The sequence below is a fragment of the Finegoldia sp. P3-F-LR genome, from assembly GCF_052932165.1.
Window position 1 is genome coordinate 21,041 of sequence record NZ_JBRFJE010000005.1, and the last position, 19,151, is coordinate 40,191.

The window sequence follows — 19,151 nt, forward strand, 5'->3', positions numbered from 1 at the left end:
ATGAAGAAATTTGACAATAAATTTTTAAAAAAACTTGAAAAATACGATAGATTCACGATAATTATTGTGATATTGGCGATAATGATGGCCGTACTTACTTTGAAATTAATGCATTTGACATTGATTAAAGGAAACTACTACAGGGATATTGCCAAGAATAATAGACTTCGTGAAGTCAAAATCCCTGCTCCTAGGGGAAATATTTACGACAGAAACGGAGAATTGTTAGCGACGACGAAAAATGTTTATGTTGCTAATTTGTACAAAGATCAAATCAAACAAATGAAGCTTGACAATAGTAATGACGCATTGTTGAATTTATCGAGAATTTTGGAAAAAGATGGTTCGATGAATACCGAAGATTTTCCAATCGCACTTAACGCTTTTACTTACAGAAATACGGACGATTATTTGAAAGAAGATAAATCACCGCTTGACAAAGTGGCATCAATTGTCATGGATAAAAACATAATGGCAAATCTGATCGACAAGACTTACACACAAGAAACTAATCAAGGAATTTATAAGAAAACAGTCTTGGATTATTGCTTGAATGCACTTCGTTCAAAAGGTTTGACTTTGAAATTGGATCGTAAAGATAATAAAAAGTTCGATACAAATGACAAAGAAACTGTGAAGTTACTAAAAAAACACGGATTAAAGGAAACTTCAGATGTTAATTCTGCGATAGCTACGATAATTCAAAAAGACAAATCAATTATCAGAAAACTTTTGAACGACAGCGTCATTAGGTCGATGGTTTACAAGGAATTAGAAAAGGAAAATCTTCAAGATAATATAGTTCTGAAAGATATGGAACTCAAAGACAACCAAAAACTTTTGGAGAAAAAAGTTGAAATGATGAAGCTGTCCAACAAAATTGATTTTAAAACAGAAGCTGCTGACGATTTTGTAAATATTGTAAAAGACAATACTATAGTTGAGCTTTTGAAAAAAGTAGATGTAGAAGATGACAAGAAAACTATCGTGTTGGAAAAAGCCCTAAACTTACTCAAGAAAAACGGAATACAAACAAATGTAGAGTTTAGTTTGGATGAAAAAGACAAGCAAAATCCAAAAGTTAAGGCTAAGTTTGTCACAGAAAGTAAAAAGTCTACAGATCCATACAAACACGTTGCAGATTTATTGAATTCGAATAATTTATCATACAAGTTCATCACAGACGATGATATAAAACTTATTGCTCAATCGGTAAACACTGAAAACAACATCAATCCTTCGATTAGTGTTAATGATTGGAAATACATTTACCAAAAAAATATGGAAGATTTCTACAAGAGTTACGACAAGGAAATAAATTCTGATGTTAAGCTTTTGTATGAAGAAATTTTGAAGAAAAATAAATGCGAAAAATATTCAAAATACGATGCCTACAACATCGTAAGTATTTACAATCAATTAAAAAATAAAGGACAAAAAGGTTATGAGCCAATCGCTCTAAGCTATAATTTAACGGAAGAATCCGTGAGTAGCATCGAGGAAAGATTTGGGAAGAACCAAGGAATAGAAGTAGCGACAAGGTCAGTTAGATATTATCCTAATGGTGAAGAACTTAGCCACGTATTGGGATATATCGGAAAGATTTCTACTGAGAAAGAAATTGAAGAATACGTAAAACAAAAAGGTTACAGCAAGGATGCTTTGATTGGTAAAACTGGAATTGAAGAAAGCAAGGAAGATGCATTAAAAGGACAAGACGGATCATTGAGAGTTATGGTCGACAGCAAAGGAAATAGAACTGAAACTTTGTCTGAGAAAAAAGCAATTCCTGGCGACAATGTGTATTTGAGTATTGACACTAATGTTCAAAGAGTTGCCGAAGAATCTTTGAAAAAATCTATAAAAGCCGTAAGCACTGGAGGAACTTATGTATCCGAATGGGGCGACAAAACTTTAGCTGGATATAAAAGTGCAAAAAGTGGTGCAGCAGTTGCAGTAGATGTTGAGACTGGAGAAATACTTGCGATGGCTTCATTCCCATCGTACAATCCAAATTTGTTTTCAACGGGGATTTCACAAACTGATTGGGAAAGTTTACAAGCAGAAGATCCAAAAGATCCAATATCTCCAAGACCTTTGTATAACATTCCAATGCAAGCTGCGATGCAACCGGGTTCTATTTTCAAACTTAACACCTCACTTGCAGCATTAGAAGGCGGATTTGATCCTTATCACGAAATAAAATGTGGAGGATACGTCGATGTTGGAGGCTCTATATTCGGTTGCTGGATATGGAATGAACATAAAGGAACTCACGGTAGCGACAATGTGATGAAAGCACTAAGAGACAGTTGTAACTACTATTATTATTCTCTAGCGCTTGGAAAGGATCAAAGACGTTCCATAGATTTGGGATATCAATTGAGCATTGATGAATTAGTGTCTACTGCAAGAAAACTTGGGCTAGGCAGTAAAACAGGAATAGATATAAATATTCCGGCAGAAAATTCGGGAACTATTCCAGATCCACAAATAAAAGAAAATAACTTCAAAGCAATATTCAGAAGATTTTTGGAAAAAAATGCGGAAAAATATGTAAAAGAAGGAGAAGTATTTACTCCAAAGGAAATGAAATCCAAAATCGACAAAATAATGTTACTTGCAGATGATAAAAATCTTCAAACGAGAAGCAATATTATAAATACATTGGATAGTTTGGGATTTGATGCAGAAAAGAAATTAGACGGAGAGAGAAATTCGTTCGCCGATAAAATCAAATTCGATTATTTGAGCCAATCAAAGTGGAATATCGGTGATATGTTGAACGTGGTTATAGGTCAAGGACAAAACGCATACACGCCACTTCAAATGGCAAGATATATTTCTGCATTTGCAAATAATGGATACTTGAACAAATTATCACTTGTAAATGAAGTAAAATCCAATGACAATTCCACATCGCTATTTAAAAACGAAAAGAAAAGCGAAAAAATCAAATTGAAAAATTACGAAAATTTGGAATATATCAGAAAAGGACTTCACTTGGCTACGACTGAAGGCTACGAAAAAAATACTTTTAAAAACTTCCCAGTTTCTGCTGGAGTTAAGACGGGAACAGCCCAAGTTGGGGTTAATCCAGTATCTGGAGAGACATATGACAACCACGCATGGATGATTGGATTTGCTCCAGTTGAAAATCCTAAAGTTGCAGTGGTAACAGTTATTATGCAAGGTGGAACGAGCACGAACAACGGGCCAATGACAAGAGATATAATGGCAGAAGCGTTGAAATTAAAAAAAGAAAAAGACGAAAAACAAGAAAATACTGAGAGTGAGAATGATATGTATGAAAACAGTACTCGTTAATTCACAATTACAAAAAAAGGCTTTGTTGATACAAAGCCTTTGTAATTTATTAGACGGAAAAATTTTAATAGTAAATTCTGAAAAATCAAGAGAAATCGAATACGCATTAGGAGTGGAGGATTATTGCGTTTATGACACATTGGATGTGTTGAGTAATGTGGTTGATTACAAGAAATCAATGGTCAAAATCAGAGAAGATAGATATGTTATACCTTCAACCATAAAACCTGAAAAATATTCTGCGACAAAGGTAGATTACGAAAATTTGCTAGACAATTTAAGTGAGTTTGACATTGTAATATTCACTGAAGATATTGGAATAGAATTTGATGAAGAAATAATGTGGGGAAATGAAGAAAAATCTCACGCAAAAAAATTGTATCAAATTACGGATTCATCATCTAAAAGGAAATCCGATTACAAATACATTGGAAAATTAGAGTTCACAAAAGAATACGAGAAGAAAATTAATTCCTATTCTGAAAATGTAGATGAAAAACTAACTGAAATTATCCAAAATTACAAACAAGACAAAGAAGCGAAAATCGGATTTTTCGATAGGATTTTCAAAAGATGAAATATCTATTCATAGACAAAAACACTTGGGGATATTATGATGAGGAGCTTAAATTATTGGGAGATTACGACAGTGAACTTGGAAATATTTATGTAGCTAAAATCACAAAATATGATAAAAAACTCGACGCATTTTTTATAGAATACGACAAAAAGAAAACAGGATTTCTGAATAATACAAAGTTCACCAAAAATTTGAAACCATCTGAAGAAATAATAGTTCAGATGACAAAAGAATCAATAGATGATAAGTACCCCAAATTCACAACGAAAATTACGATTGAAACAGAAAATTTGAAATACACAAACGGCGACAAATTAAAATTTGAAGGAAAACAAAAATACAAAGATATCGATGATTTCAAGCAAAAATACAAATTTACAGGAATTGTCAAAGAGAATTTCTTCAAACAAGAAAAGTCTCAACAAGAAAAAGAAATGAATTTCATTGTAAACAAAATACACTACATTCGAACAGAGAAGAAATTCCTTCCGATTCCAAAACTTTTGTACAAGAAAAATCCAGTGGATAAAATAATTCAAGAAGAAGATGTGGATTATTTGATAACTAATGACAGAATAGTTTACAGACAGTACAAGGGAATTTTAAATGTAAAATTTGATGAAAATTACAATTATACCTATGATAATTTGATAAGTCGTGATATAATAGATAAAAATTCAGAAATAATAAAACTGGACAATAACGCAGAAATTGTCATTCAAAAAACAGAGGCGATGTGGGTTGTGGATGTGAATTCTTCTCAAATGATAATGAGTGAGGATTATTTTCACGAACTAAACACAAAAGCTTTGAAGAAAATTCATCAGATGATTTATTTGAAGAAAATGGTGGGAATGGTTATTGTGGATTGTGTCAGAGAAGGTGACAACAAAAAGTTATCAGATTTTATTGAAAATGAATTTTGTGAACCGAATATAAATTTTCATGGATTTAGCAATTTAAATCTACTAGAATTCACAGTAAAACTTGACAAATAAATGAAATTACTGTACAATTATTTGGTGTGTAACCGCTCGAATCGGGTTTTCAAACTTCAAAAGTACCTAGATTTGGCGAGTCTTAAAAATGAGGAGGTGCACTAAATGTTCGCAATTATTAAAACTGGTGGAAAACAATACAAAGTTTCTGAAGGAGATGTCATTAAAGTTGAAAAAATCGAAGCTGAAGCAGGCGATAAAATCGAATTTGATCAAGTATTAATGGTAGCTGGAGACGATGTTAAAGTTGGAAGCCCTGTAGTAGAAGGAGCTAAGGTTTCAGCTGAAGTTTTGGATCAAAAGAAAGACAAGAAAATTGTTATTTTCAAGTTCAAAGCTAAGAAAAACTACAGAAAGAAAAAAGGTCACAGACAACCATATACATTAGTTAAAATTGAAAAAATTGATGCTTAATGGTAACTGTCGATATTTTTAGAAAAGACAAAAAAATTGTAAAAGTCAAATCAACTGGTCATGCTGATTATGGATCCTATGGAAATGATGTGGTCTGCAGCGCTATCAGTGTTTATCTGATTAATACTGTTAACACATTTACTGAAATACTTAAGCTTGACAGTGATAAGTTGAAATTTCATTTTGAAAGCGGAGATGCTTTCTTCGAAATAAACTATGACTTACTAAACGAGACTGAAATGATTCAGGTGGATATTTTGATGAAATCATTGGTATTCGCCCTGGAATCAATACGAAACGAAAATATAAAACACTTGAAAATTAACTATCGGGAGGTGTAATGATGATAAAATTAGATTTACAATTATTCTCTAGTAAAAAGGGAGTAAGTTCTACTAAGAACGGTCGTGATTCCGAATCCAAAAGATTAGGAACTAAAAAAGGTGACGGCCAATACGTTCTAGCTGGTAACATATTAGTTAGACAAAGAGGAACAAAAATACATCCAGGCAACAACGTTGGAAAGGGTGGAGACGATACACTTTTCACTAAAATTGACGGAGTAGTTAAGTTCGAAAGAATTGGTAAAAACAGAAAGCAAGTTTCTGTATATCCAAAAGAAGCTTAATTTTTTAGCAACACCTTTGTTATGATTATAAATTGGATTTCCTTTTTATAATCGTAAGGTGTTGCTTTTTTAGTGGGAAATAATGTAAACTTACAAGTATAGTGAGCATTAATAAAGAGGTGAAAAATGTTTATAGATGTAGCGAAGATAGAACTAAAAGCTGGAAAAGGTGGAGACGGTTCTGTTGCATTTAGAAGAGAAAAATACGAACCATCAGGAGGCCCTGCAGGTGGCGACGGCGGAGATGGCGGTAGTATTATAATTGTCGGTGACAAAGACATTAAAACTTTGATGGATTATAGTTACAAATCCATTTATAAAGCTGAAAGTGGCGGCGACGGCAGAAACAAAAAACAATTTGGGAAAAAAGGTGAAGATTTAATTCTTAAAGTTCCAGTTGGAACTTTGATAAAAGATTACGATACAGATACGGTTATCTACGATGTAAAACACGATAAGGAAGAATTTGTAATTTGCAAAGGCGGCAAAGGCGGAAAGGGAAATGTTCATTTTAAATCATCTATAAGACAAGCGCCAAGATTTGCAGAGCCTGGAACAAAAGGTGAAGAAAAAACAATTAAGTTAGAATTAAAACTCTTAGCTGATGTTGGATTGATTGGTCTTCCTAATGTTGGGAAATCTACACTGTTGTCTATAATGTCAAACGCAAGACCCAAAATTGCAAATTATCATTTCACAACACTTGAGCCAAATCTTGGAGTGTGCAAAGTAGGAGAAAAAAGTTTCGTTCTTGCAGATATTCCTGGATTAATCGAAGGAGCAAGTGAAGGGCTGGGACTTGGTCATGATTTCTTGAAACACATTGAAAGAACTAAAATTTTAGTTCACGTGTTGGATATTTCTGGAAGTGAAGGTAGAAATCCAATCGAAGATTTTGAACTAATCAATAGCGAATTGGCTTCATACAATATCAAATTGAATGATAAAAAAATGCTCGTGGTTTTGAATAAAACAGATCTAGGAGCAGAAGATAATATAAAAGAATTTAGGGAAAAATATTCTGACAAAGTTGATGAAATCGTAGAAATAAGTGCTGCTACAACTGAGAATGTGGACAAACTTATGTATTTGATTGCAGATACTTTGGATAGTATAGAAGATGATTATTCTACATTGGATGAACAATACGTTTACTTTGAAGAGGAAAAAGAACCTGATTTCAAAGTTAGAAGAGAAAACGAAAACTACATTGTCGAAGGCCCGTTGATTGAAAACTTAATTTACAGAACAAACTTTGAAGTGTACGAATCAGTAAATCACTTGCAAAAAGTTTTGGAAGACAAGGGAATTATAGAACAATTAAAAGATCTTGGAATTCAAGATGGAGATAATGTAATTATCGGTGATGTGGAATTTGATTTTTATGAATAGGAGATAAAATGATAACACCAAAACAAAGAGCAAAATTAAAAAAGATTTCTCATGGTTACAAACCACTTGTAAATATTGGCAAAGGTGGAATTTCAGAAAATACTTTGAAACAAATCGATGATACTTTGAACAAGAGAGAAGTCATGAAGATTAAAATTCTCAACAATAATTTGGACGATAGAGATATGTTGATAGATGAAATATTGACAAAACTTGACTGTGAATTTGTCAGATATATGGGAAATATTCTAACAGTTTACAGAGAATCTGAAAACAAGGTAATAGATTTAGATGATTAAAGTCGGGATAATGGGTGGGACTTTTGATCCCATTCATATAGGACATTTGATATTAGCTATGGAAGCTATTAATTACAAAAATTTGGATGAAGTGTGGTTTATTCCTACTGGTAATCCGAATTTTAAGCAAGATAAAAATGTCACAGACAAACAAAAAAGATTTGAAATGGTGAAGATTGCCACACAGGATAACAAGAAGTTTAATGTATGTGATTATGAAATCAACAAAAATGGCGTGACATATTCATGGGAAACTATGAAATATTTGAGAGAAAATTACGATCATGATTTTTATTTCATAATGGGCGAAGATTCGCTAATGAGTGTGGAAACTTGGGAGAATGCAGAAGATTTTTTGAAAAATACTAAGATTTTGGCTTGTATTAGAAGACAAGAAGAGATGTCCAAACTAGATGTAAAAATCGATGATTTAAAATCAAAGGGATATTTTGTGGAGAAAATTCCCACAAGTTTTATAGATATTTCTTCTACAAAAATCAGAGAGAAAGTTCAAACAAATCAAGATTTTAGGTATTTCGTGCCAAATCAAGTTTTTGAATATATTGTGAGAAACAAATTATATGAAAGTTAAAGAAATAGAAAATAATTTGAGTAAAATGCTCAAAAAAACAAGATACGAACACGTTTTGAGAGTGAGGGACAAAGCTATTGAATTAGCAAAGCTTTACAATCAAGACTATGCAAAAATAGAATTAGCGGCGCTTCTTCACGACTGTGCAAAAAACAACGAAGAAATGTATTTGGATAAGTACAAGAAAGAATTTGAAGAGCTTAGAGAATTGAGAGGGAAAAATCCCGATATGGAAAATCCTAAGTTATTGCATTGCTATTTGGGTAGAATTGTCGCTAACAAAGAATACGGAGTGAATGACGATGAAATTTTGGATGCGATAGAATTTCACACAACTGGAAGAACTAATATGACTGATTTCGAAAAAATAATTTACTTGGCTGATAAGACCGAAGATAAGAGAGATTATGATGACGTTGATGAAATCAGAAGATTATCCAAAATAAATTTGAATAAAGCAATTGTCAAATCACTAGATGATACGATAAAATATCTTATAGAAGGTGAGAGGGAAATATCTATCACTAGTGTTAATGTCAGAAATTATTTATTGAAGGGAGTATAGATGACTGAATTAGAGTTAGTTCAAAAAGCAATAGACGATAAGATTGGAAAAGACATTGTAACTTTGAAATTAGATTCAGCTGTTGCAGATTATTTTGTGATTGCAACTGCCAATGCACCTAACCACGCTCAATCTATTATTGATGAAGTGGAAAAAGTGTGCGACGAAAATGGTTTTGAGATTTTAGGAAAAGAAGGTTACAGCGAAGGTAACTGGATTTTGCTAGATCTTAATGATATTATAGTACATGTATTTACAGAAGAAGCACGTTCTTTCTACGACATAGAAAGATTGTGGAATTAGGAGGATAGTATGAAATTTTTACATTCAGACAAAGCACCTGCTGCAATTGGACCATATTCACAAGCAACATCTGCTAACAAAACAATTTATGTATCAGGACAACTTCCAATCGTTGATGGAGAATTACAAACTGATATAAGAAAAGCTACAAAAGCATCACTAGATAATATTTTACATATTATCGAAACTGAAGGCGGCAAAGTAGAAAACATCGCAAGAGTTGGCGTGTTCATGCAAGATTTATCACAATTTTCTGATATGAACGAAGTTTATGCAGAATTTTTTGGAGATCACAAACCAGCAAGAAGTGCAGTTCAAGTTGCAGCTCTACCAAAAGGCGCAATAATCGAAATAGAAGCAATTGCTGAATTAGACTAAGAATTTTTCCTCTGAGTAAATTATACTCAGGGGATTTTTTTGTTTAAATCGTATTAAATTGTTAAGCAATTGTATTAATTCGTTTTGAATGTCAACAATTATCAAAATTGATACCATTTTGTAACTTTTTATGATATTATGTATGTATATTAGGAGGTTGTATCTATGAAGAACTTAAAAGATATTGCTAAGGTATCGTTTGTAGCACTGTCTGTGTCATTAATGATTTCTACAGGATCAATGGCTCAAACAGAAAATGATAAGAAAGATGTAGAAAACGAGCTTAGTGCCAAATATACATCAATTAGCACACATAATCAAAGTAAGTTGACTAAGAAAGCTAAATTGGGATACGCTAACGTAGACAACTTACAAAATGAAAAAAAGGAAAATGGTGATTTGAATCATGAAGATTTAAAATCAACAGATTCAAATAAAGATATTAAGGAAAAATCAGAAAAAAAAGAAGCTTCAGAGTCTACAAAAGATGAAGAAGAAACTGAAAAAGAAGTTGTATCTGAAAAATCAGATATAAAAGATACAGAAGAAGTCTTAGAAGATTCGCCTATTAAACCTGAGAAATCTGTATCAAAGGAAAATTCAGAAGAACAAGTTTCTGAAGAAGATGATGACAAAAAAGCGCAAGATGAAGAAGTAAAAGCATTAAATTCTGCTGGACAAATCATTCCTTCTAGAATTGCAGGTCAAAACAGATACGAATCTGCTGCACAAATTTCAAGAGAACAATTCACTAATGCTAAGAAGGTTATTGTTGTTAATGCACAAAAATACGCCGATGCATTGAGTGCAACGACTTTGTCTGATGGAAAATATTCTATTTTGTATACAGAAAAAGATTCTCTTCCAACAGCCACAAGAAATGAAATTCAAAGACTTAATCCTGTAGAAGTATATCTTCTTGGTGGTAAACAATCCATTAGTTCTGGAATTGAAAACATATTAAAGAAATACTCAAATAAAGTTACTAGAATTGCCGGAAGAGACAGATACGAAACTAGCGCAAAGGTTGCAGCTATGAGCAAGAAAAAGAACGTAGTTATTGCAAGTGGAGAAAACTTCAGCGACCCACTTTACGCATCTTCTTACGCTTATTCAAATAACGCTAAGATTTTGTTGAGTTCTGGAAAAACTTTGTCCAGACAAACAAGAGATTATTTACTTAGAAATAAATCTAGTATTGGAAAAGTAACAGTTGTTGGTGGAGGACAATCCATCTCATCGGCTACAGTTAGATATATCCAATCAGTAACTGGCAAAAATGTTAGTAGAATTAGTGGCAGAAACAGATACGATGGGTCTGTAAAAGTGGCTAATTCTATGAACAAGGACAAAGTGTTCATCGCAAGTGGTGAAGATTTTGCAGATGCACTTGCTATAAGTCCGTTGGCCCAAAAATTAAATGCACCGATTTTATTGAGTTCAAGAAGCAAATTAGACACAAGTGTCATAGCATTCTTGAATAACTTCAAAAAGTCGATCAAGGATGTATATATTGTTGGTGGATACAGAACTATCGATAACAACGTATATGGTACTGTTAAAAATGTTTTGGCAAAAACTCCAGAAAAGCCGAAACCAAAGCCACCAGTAGTAAAAGATCAATCAGATATTATCGAAGAAGATAAAGCGATAGGTTTGCACGATTTCGTGGTTGCAAAACACTCAACAAAACTTTACAATGCTGCAAATAGTTCTGCAAAATCTGTAAGAGATATCAACACTTCAACAGTTATGCAAGTTATAAATATTTTAAATAATGGATGGATGCAATTGGATATAAATGGATTTAAAGGATATGCAAAAATTGATGATTTTGGAATGTTTAATCCTAACAAATACAGATTAGTATTTCAACAAGGAGCAGACCTTTCAAAATTCAACCGCAATGTAAATATGAAATTAGCTAAGCAAAACGGAATGGATTTTGTAATATTAAAAGCAGGTTCCGGATACAGTGGTGAAGATCCAAAATTCCAACAAAACTACAGAAATGCAAAAGCAGCTGGATTAAACGTTGGAGCATATTGGTATTCATACGCTGTAAATGTTGAAGAAGCTAAGGAAGAAGCTGTAAGATACTTGAAAATATTGGGCAAAAAACAATTCGAATACCCAGTATATTTGGACTTCGAAGATCCTTCACAACGTAGAATTCCAACAAAAACAAAAACAGATATGGCGATTGCCTTTATGAGTATTCTTGAAAAGAATGGATACTACACAGGATTGTACAGCTCGGGATCTTGGATTAACAATCAATTTGAAAGAGAAAGATTGAAAGAATACGACATTTGGATTGCACATTGGCACGTTACAAGACCTAACTGCTTCACGCCTGATTATGGAATGTGGCAATTTACAAATAAATCAAAAATAAAAGGCGTTCCAGATACTGGAGAAGGCGGAGTAGATATGAACTATTCCTACAAAAACTATCCAAAGATTATCAAAAATGCCAAACTAAATAATTTTTAAATTAGAGCTCTGAAAAGAGCTCTTTTTTGAATGCGTATAATTTACAAAAAATATGGTATATGGTAAAATTTGAGTTAGTTAAAAGGAGTGAATGATATGAAATTAGGTATTGTGGGGCTTCCAAATGTAGGAAAGTCCACACTTTTTAATGCGATAACAAAAGCCGGTGCAGAAATGGCGAATTATCCATTCTGTACGATAGATCCTAACATCGGACTTGTAAATGTTCCTGATGAAAGAGTGTATAAATTAGCAGAACTTTTTAATTCCAAGAAAGTTATTCCAGCGACTATCGAATTTTACGACATTGCAGGTCTTGTAAAAGGCGCAAGTAAGGGAGAAGGTTTAGGAAATAAATTTTTGGAAAATATTAGAGAATCCGATGCTATTGTTGAAGTTCTAAGATGTTTTGAAGACGAAAACATAGTTCACGTTGATGGATCAGTGGATCCACTTAGAGATATCGACACTATCAACTACGAACTTATTTTGTCTGATTTGGAAATGGTTGAAAGAAGATTAGAAAAATCTAGAAAAGCTTTGAAAGGTAATAAGGAATTGAAAGAAGAAGTAGATCTTCTTGAAAAAATCTACGACGTTTTATCAGAAGGAAAATCTATCAGAATCTTGGATTTGGACGAAGATGAAATGAAACTTATGAGAAGCTTCAATCTTTTGAGTGTAAAGCCAATAATTTACGTGTGCAATGTAAGTGAAGACGAAGTAGCAGATGCTTACGAAAACAACGAAATGGTTCAAAAAGTAAAAGAGTTCGCAAAATCAGAAGATGCAAAAGTAGTTGTAATCTCAGCGCAAATTGAATCGGAAATTTCTGCGTTGGATAGCGAAGAAGACAAGAAAGAATTTTTGGAAGCAATTGGACTTGAAAAATCAGGGATTGATGATTTGATTACACAAAGTTACGATTTGCTTGGACTTATGAGCTTCTTGACAACTGGTGAAGATGAAACTCGTGCATGGACTATCAAGAAAAACACTCCTGCAGTACAAGCAGCTGGTAAAATCCACACAGATATTCAAAGAGGATTCATTAGAGCAGAAATCGTAAATTACGATGATTTGATCGAATTAAAATCTATGCCTGCAGTCAGAGAAAAAGGACTTATGAGATTGGAAGGCAAAGACTACTTGATGCAAGATGGAGATGTAGTTCATTTTAGATTTAATGTATAGAAAAGTTTTTATGTAGTAAAAAACACCAATTGAGTTTAACTGCGGATAATTTTGGTAATAGATATCAAAAACCAGTTAGAGGTATTGGTAATATATTAGAATATAAATCAAAACCGTATTAGCAAAGAATATCATTCGTAAAAAATAATTACAAATTCTAGCGAAATGAAGCGTTAAAAAATCTCATTGTTTGAGTGCGTAGCACGAGTTTGAGATTTTAGCTTCATAAGCTTTGAATTTGTTTATTTTTGGAGACAGATATTTGTGCTAATTGGTTTTGATTTTTTTATTAGCATAATTTACCTAGTTTTTTATTGTTAGCGTGAAAATAAACATCGTTATTTTTTGTGATATAATTATTATAACTACGAGGAGGTAATTTATGATTACAGAAAGATTAGAAAAGCTAAGAAAAAAAATGAGCGAAAGAAATATCGATGCGTATGTTGTATTATCGAGCGATCCTCATACATCTGAATATTTAGCAGATTATTATAAGACTAGAAAATATATTACTGGATTTAGTGGTAGTGCAGGAACTGCTGTAATTTTGAAGAAAAAAGCGGCTTTGTTTACTGATGGAAGATATTTTATTCAAGCTGCTAAGGAACTTGAAGGGTCTACTGTAGAATTGATGAAGATGGGTGAACCTGGGGTTCCAACTTTAATTGAATATTTGAATGAAAATGTCGGCGAATGTGGGAAAATAGGAGTCGATGGTCTTACTTTGGACTACAATGATTATTATCAATGGTTAGAAAATCTTGGCGATAGAATGATAATCACTGATGTGGATTTTGTTGGTGATATCTGGGAAGATCGTCCAGAAAAACCAAATTCAAAGGCTTATGCATTTGATGTAAAATATTGTGGCAAGGATACTAAGACAAAATTAAAAGAGCTAAGATATTTTATGGATTCTAACGATTGTGATTACAATTTTATAGGCTCTTTGGATGATATTTGCTACCTTTACAATATTAGAGGTAACGATGTATTGTACAATCCTGTTATCATAAGTTATGCATTGGTTGGAAAAGATTTTGCTAATTTGTACATTGAAGATGAAAAAATTGACGATGATTTGATTGAATTGTTGAAAGAACAAGGTGTTACTGTAAAAGCTTACGAAAAAGTCTTCGAAGATTTGAGTGAGCTTCCAGGAAAAAGTGTTTTATTCTTGGATCCTTCTAAGACAAATGTAAGAATTTACAATTCAATTAATTCAAATATTAGAATTTCAAAAGGAATTCAACCTACAACTTTGATGAAAGCTCATAAGAATGAAACAGAAATTAATAATCAAAAGAATGCTTACATCAAAGACGGCGTTGCGTTGGTTAAGTTTTTCAATTGGGTAGAAACAGGTACTCCAACTGGAAATGTTACTGAAATGAGTGCAGCAGATAAGTTGAGATATTTCAGAGAACAAGGCGATTTGTTCATGGATTTAAGTTTCGGTACTATATCTGCATATGGAGAAAATGCGGCACTTCCTCATTACGAACCATCAGTTGATCATCCAGTCACTTTACAACCGAAGGGATTGTATTTGGTTGATAGTGGTGCGCAATATTTGGATGGAACTACTGATATTACTCGTACGGTTGCTCTTGGTGAATTGACTGATGATGAAAAACTACACTATACTTTAACATTAAAATCACACATCAATTTGATGACTACAATCTTCCCTAAAGGAACAAAATCATCGAGCTTAGATCCAATTGCAAGAAGACCTATTTGGCAAGAAATGTTGGATTTCAGACACGGCACAGGTCACGGTGTGGGATTCTACCTTGGTGTTCACGAAGGACCACAAAGAATTTCGTCCGTAAATAATGATATCGACATGGACGAAGGAATGGTTACAAGCGATGAACCAGGAATTTACATCGAAGGTTCACACGGAATCAGAATCGAAAATATTATGCACTGCATCAAAGTTGGAGAATCTGAATTTGGAGAATTCTTGGGATTTGAATCATTGTCTATTTGTCCAATTGACACAAGACCTATTATCAAAGAAAAATTACTTCCTTTCGAATTAGAATGGTTGAACAATTACAATAAGGAATGCTACGAAAAATTATCACCATACTTGGAAGGATCTGACTTAGAATATCTTGAACAACAAACAAAAGCAATATAGAAATGTTTGATATAAAAAAAGAACTGCAAAAAGTACCTCACAAACCAGGCGTGTACATTATGCACGATAAAAACGACGAGATAATCTACGTTGGCAAGGCGATTGATTTGAGAAGACGTGTGGGTCAATATTTTGATTCATCAAAAAAACTCGCAAAGGTCGCTGCAATGGTAAGTCACGTAGAATATTTTGAATATATTATCGTGAATAATGAATGTGAAGCTTTGGTTCTGGAATCAAACTTAATCAAGAAAAACAGCCCGAAATACAACATCGTTTTAAGAGACGATAAGCAATATCCATACATCAAAATCACGAACGAAAAGTTTCCAAGAGTCTTGAAAACTAGACGTGTGCTGAAGGATAAGGCGAAGTATTTTGGGCCTTTTCCTAATGCTTATGCAGTTAATGATATTATAGATTTAATTCATGAAACGTACAAAATCAGAACGTGTAATTTGAATTTTGATAAGGGTCAAAAGCTTAAGAGACCTTGTTTGAATTATTATATCAATCGCTGTGACGGAATGTGCGTTTATGATGTTAACGAAGAAGATTACAACAAAGAATTGTTAGAAGTGGAAAATTTCTTGAATGGTCGTGAAGATGACTTGACTAAGAAATTGACCGATAAAATGATGGCTGCATCCAAGAATTTGAACTTTGAATTGGCAGCGAAACTCAGAGATTCTATTGCAAATATTCAAGTGATTTTGGAAAAACAAAACATCACCAACACCAAGGGGTTGGATTTGGATATGATATCCATGGCTAGAGAAGCGGAGACTGTATGCGTTCAAGTATTTTTCATGAGAAATGGCAAAATTATTGAAAGACAACATTTCATTATCGACAATAAATACGAAGAATCAAACGAACACATTGTAGGAGAATTTTTCAAACAATTCTACATTGATTTGACTTACGTTCCGAAACAAATCCTAACCGATATTGAAATCGAAGACAGAGAGCTTATCGAAGAAATGCTAACTGAGAAAAAAGGTTCCAAGGTTGAAATCAAAATTCCTAAAAGAGGTAACAAGACGGACCTTTTGGAAATGGTCAGAGTAAACGCAAAAGAAGGACTGGACAAATACATTTCCAGACATTTGAAAAGAGAACGTAATCGTGAGAATGCAATCTTAGATTTACAAGACATCACAGGGGTTAAACCAATTGATAGAATTGAATGCTACGATATTTCCAACACAAGTGGTGTAGATTCTGTGGGAAGTATGATTGTGTTCAAAAACGGGGCTAAATCTTCCAAAGATTATCGTAAATTCAAAATAAAAACTGTAGAAGGTGCCGATGATTATGCATCGCACAGGGAAGTGTTGACGAGAAGATTCAGAAGACTTTTGGATTCTGATAAAAGAGACAACAGCTTTGATGAAATGCCTTCTATTATTTTGATGGACGGTGGAAAAGGTCAAGTCAACATCGCAAAAGAAGTGTTGAACGAATTCAACTTGGATATTCCAGTTCTAGGGCTTGTAAAAGATGATAAGCATAGGACGCGTGGAATAATTTACGAAAACGACGAAATCAGATTGAAAGTGAACACTCCTTTGTACAGGTTGTTGTTTGCGATTCAAGAAGAAACACATAGATTTGCAATCAATTATCACAGAAAACTTCACGAGAAAAACTTCAAGAAATCTGAATTGGACAATATAGCTTTAATAGGAGAAAAAAGAAAGAAAGCTTTAATGAAACATTTTAAAACTCTTGATAGAATAAAAAAAGCCAGTGTAGAAGAGCTTTGCGAAGTTGATGGAATGAACGAAAAAGCAGCAGAAAATATAGTGAATTATTTTAAGCAATAATTTGCTATATTTTTTATTGTAAAGAAATATTGATTGATGGTAATATATAAGGTAGTGAAGGATGGATGGTTTATGACAAGAAAAAATTCTACTTTAATTAAAATGATAATGCTTTCAATATTTGTCGCAATAGGAGTTGTGATATCTCCAATTTTGAGAGTGGTTGGATTTTGTCCGACACAACATTTTGTAAATATCGTGTGTGCGGTGTTTTTGGGACCATGGTATGCACTTTTGTGTGCGACGTTGATTGGGATAATCAGAATGTCACTAATGGCAATTCCACCGTTAGCGCTGACTGGAGCTGTGTTTGGGGCGTTTTTGTCGGGAGTTTTGTATAAAAGAACGAACAAATTGATTATGGCTTGTATTGGAGAAGTTATTGGAACTGGAATAATAGGATCGATCGTAAGCGTTCCTGTTATGAAGTTTTTCTTCGGAAAAAGCAATTTGACTTTGTTTTTCTACACGCCATCATTTGTACTTGCGACTTTAATGGGAGCGACTGTAGCATTCGCATTTTTAAAGGCTATGCAAAAAAATAAAATGCTAGATAAATTAAAGGAAAGTATCAATGGATAATTTAATACAAAAAATGTCAGAGATTTACTCTGATTTGTACAACAATAATAATCTGATTCATTGCCTTACGAATGCGATTTCAATCAATGATATGGCAAACGCAGTTCTGAGTGTTAACCAAAGTCCGTTTATGGCAGATAATCCACGAGAAGTCGAAGATATTACGAAAAATTCTGATTCTCTGTTGGTAAATTTAGGAAACATCACGGATTATAGAATAGAATCAATCAAAAAATCCCTACGAATTGCAAATGAAAACAACATTCCAATTACATTGGATTTGGTTGGAGTGAGTGCGTCAAGATTAAGGCTTGATTTCACACTAGAAATCTTGCAAAAAAACATAATAACTTGCATAAAAGGAAATTACAGCGAGATAAAATCACTGGTTATTAAAGATTTAAGTACAAAAGGTGTGGATTCAAGAAAGCTTGAAGTAGACGATGTGATTAATTATTGTAATAATTTGCACGAAAAGTACCATTCAATGGTTGTGGCAACAGGGCATACGGATATTGTGTGTTCAGATGAGATTTATCTGCTTAATAATGGCGATGAAAGGCTTTCAAAAATCACTGCGACAGGTTGTGTTGTGGGAAGTTTGATAGCGTGTACACTTAGCGTATCTCAATCGATAGAAGCATGTGTTCTAGCAATTAGCATGATGAATATTAGCTGTGAAATGGTGGATAAAAGTGTTGGACTTAGTTCTTTCAAAATCGGTTTGTACGATAATTTATCCAAAATAAAATGGGAACAAATAAAGGAGAATATAAATGCGAGAAAAGTTGAATCTTAGCTTGTACTTGGTTACTGATAGGACAAATGTTAAAGATGAGGAAGATTTTTTAACAAAAATTGAAGATTCTCTTAAAGGTGGAGTAACACTGGTACAACTAAGGGAGAAAAATATCTCTACAAGAGAATACATAGACTTGACAAAAAAAGTGAAGGTAATTTGTGACAAGTTTGATGTGCCGCTTTTAATAGACGACAGAATTGACGTTTGCTTGGCAAGCGAGTGTGCAGGAGTTCATCTTGGAGATGATGACATGGAAATAAAAGATGCAAGAAGAATTCTTGGAGATAATTACATTATTGGCGCAACGGCTAAAAGTGTTGCCAGAGCTATACAATGTGAAAAAGAAGGCGCAGATTATCTTGGAGTTGGCGCGATTTATCCGACAAAAACCCATGTTAAAACGAAAATAACATCGGTTGAGACTCTAAGAGATATCAACAATAGCATAAGCATAAAAACTGTCGCTATTGGCGGTTTAAATGAGGATAACATAGATGTATTAAAAAACGGTGGTGCAAGTGGGATAGCAGTCGTAAGAGCGTTGATGAATGACGACAATCCACAAGAAAAAGCACACAGATTATTAGAAAAATCAAAACAAGTTTTAGAATTGAGGTAAT

General features: G+C 33.3%; 19 protein-coding genes and 1 other annotated feature. All 19 genes read left to right on the forward strand.

Annotation, left to right across the window (positions count from 1 at the left end):
• Nucleotides 1–3,327: a penicillin-binding transpeptidase domain-containing protein gene (locus tag ACU68U_RS03135; RefSeq protein WP_446762738.1), complete on the forward strand. Its 3,327-nt coding sequence runs from the start codon at nucleotides 1–3 to the stop codon at nucleotides 3,325–3,327.
• The gene (locus tag ACU68U_RS03140; RefSeq protein WP_311437336.1) at nucleotides 3,308–3,904 is read left to right on the forward strand and encodes a cell division inhibitor; all 597 of its coding nucleotides are present in this window, start codon (nucleotides 3,308–3,310) and stop codon (nucleotides 3,902–3,904) included. Before ACU68U_RS03135 ends, ACU68U_RS03140 begins: the two co-directional genes overlap by 20 nt.
• A complete protein-coding gene (locus tag ACU68U_RS03145; RefSeq protein ID WP_311437335.1) occupies nucleotides 3,901–4,905 on the forward strand; it encodes a ribonuclease E/G in 1,005 nt (334 codons plus the stop codon). The genes ACU68U_RS03140 and ACU68U_RS03145 overlap by 4 nt, the downstream gene beginning before the upstream one ends.
• Before the next feature lie 20 nt (nucleotides 4,906–4,925).
• Nucleotides 4,926–4,998, forward strand: a sequence feature (ribosomal protein L21 leader region).
• A 12-nt stretch (nucleotides 4,999–5,010) separates the two neighbouring features.
• Nucleotides 5,011–5,319 (forward strand): 50S ribosomal protein L21, encoded by a 309-nt coding sequence (gene rplU, locus ACU68U_RS03150; protein WP_094208313.1) that lies wholly within the window; start codon nucleotides 5,011–5,013, stop codon nucleotides 5,317–5,319.
• Entirely contained in the window at nucleotides 5,319–5,660 is a 342-nt protein-coding gene (locus ACU68U_RS03155) for a ribosomal-processing cysteine protease Prp (protein ID WP_446762739.1), read from the forward strand. Before rplU ends, ACU68U_RS03155 begins: the two co-directional genes overlap by 1 nt.
• Nucleotides 5,660–5,947, forward strand: coding sequence for a 50S ribosomal protein L27 (rpmA, locus tag ACU68U_RS03160; RefSeq protein ID WP_002835526.1), 288 nt, complete (start codon nucleotides 5,660–5,662; stop codon nucleotides 5,945–5,947). The genes ACU68U_RS03155 and rpmA overlap by 1 nt, the downstream gene beginning before the upstream one ends.
• Nucleotides 5,948–6,073: 126 nt before the next feature.
• Entirely contained in the window at nucleotides 6,074–7,339 is a 1,266-nt protein-coding gene (gene obgE, locus ACU68U_RS03165) for a GTPase ObgE (protein WP_446762740.1), read from the forward strand.
• An 8-nt stretch (nucleotides 7,340–7,347) separates the two neighbouring features.
• Entirely contained in the window at nucleotides 7,348–7,638 is a 291-nt protein-coding gene (locus tag ACU68U_RS03170; RefSeq protein WP_278725887.1) for a YhbY family RNA-binding protein, read from the forward strand.
• Complete coding sequence (gene nadD / locus ACU68U_RS03175; protein WP_274983419.1) at nucleotides 7,631–8,230, forward strand: nicotinate-nucleotide adenylyltransferase; 600 nt, start codon at nucleotides 7,631–7,633, stop codon at nucleotides 8,228–8,230. The genes ACU68U_RS03170 and nadD overlap by 8 nt, the downstream gene beginning before the upstream one ends.
• Nucleotides 8,220–8,795, forward strand: coding sequence for a bis(5'-nucleosyl)-tetraphosphatase (symmetrical) YqeK (gene yqeK / locus ACU68U_RS03180; protein ID WP_392434032.1), 576 nt, complete (start codon nucleotides 8,220–8,222; stop codon nucleotides 8,793–8,795). Before nadD ends, yqeK begins: the two co-directional genes overlap by 11 nt.
• Nucleotides 8,796–9,098 carry a ribosome silencing factor gene (gene rsfS / locus ACU68U_RS03185; protein WP_002835520.1) on the forward strand — a complete coding sequence of 101 codons (303 nt, stop codon included), beginning with the start codon at nucleotides 8,796–8,798 and terminating at the stop codon, nucleotides 9,096–9,098. It abuts the gene before it with no gap.
• A 9-nt stretch (nucleotides 9,099–9,107) separates the two neighbouring features.
• The gene (locus ACU68U_RS03190; protein ID WP_002835519.1) at nucleotides 9,108–9,476 is read left to right on the forward strand and encodes a RidA family protein; all 369 of its coding nucleotides are present in this window, start codon (nucleotides 9,108–9,110) and stop codon (nucleotides 9,474–9,476) included.
• A gap of 165 nt (nucleotides 9,477–9,641) precedes the next feature.
• Entirely contained in the window at nucleotides 9,642–11,972 is a 2,331-nt protein-coding gene (locus ACU68U_RS03195) for a cell wall-binding repeat-containing protein (RefSeq protein WP_446762741.1), read from the forward strand.
• A 96-nt stretch (nucleotides 11,973–12,068) separates the two neighbouring features.
• A complete protein-coding gene (gene ychF / locus ACU68U_RS03200) occupies nucleotides 12,069–13,166 on the forward strand; it encodes a redox-regulated ATPase YchF (RefSeq protein WP_446762742.1) in 1,098 nt (365 codons plus the stop codon).
• 382 nt (nucleotides 13,167–13,548) lie between these two features.
• Nucleotides 13,549–15,318 carry an aminopeptidase P family protein gene (locus ACU68U_RS03205; RefSeq protein ID WP_446762743.1) on the forward strand — a complete coding sequence of 590 codons (1,770 nt, stop codon included), beginning with the start codon at nucleotides 13,549–13,551 and terminating at the stop codon, nucleotides 15,316–15,318.
• Nucleotides 15,319–15,320: 2 nt separating this feature from the next.
• Nucleotides 15,321–17,147 (forward strand): excinuclease ABC subunit UvrC, encoded by a 1,827-nt coding sequence (gene uvrC, locus ACU68U_RS03210; RefSeq protein WP_446762744.1) that lies wholly within the window; start codon nucleotides 15,321–15,323, stop codon nucleotides 17,145–17,147.
• A gap of 72 nt (nucleotides 17,148–17,219) precedes the next feature.
• A complete protein-coding gene (thiW, locus tag ACU68U_RS03215) occupies nucleotides 17,220–17,729 on the forward strand; it encodes an energy coupling factor transporter S component ThiW (RefSeq protein ID WP_094203323.1) in 510 nt (169 codons plus the stop codon).
• Nucleotides 17,722–18,528: a hydroxyethylthiazole kinase gene (thiM, locus tag ACU68U_RS03220; protein WP_446762745.1), complete on the forward strand. Its 807-nt coding sequence runs from the start codon at nucleotides 17,722–17,724 to the stop codon at nucleotides 18,526–18,528. Before thiW ends, thiM begins: the two co-directional genes overlap by 8 nt.
• The gene (thiE, locus tag ACU68U_RS03225) at nucleotides 18,506–19,150 is read left to right on the forward strand and encodes a thiamine phosphate synthase (RefSeq protein WP_446762746.1); all 645 of its coding nucleotides are present in this window, start codon (nucleotides 18,506–18,508) and stop codon (nucleotides 19,148–19,150) included. The genes thiM and thiE overlap by 23 nt, the downstream gene beginning before the upstream one ends.
• Nucleotide 19,151 lies beyond the last annotated feature (1 nt).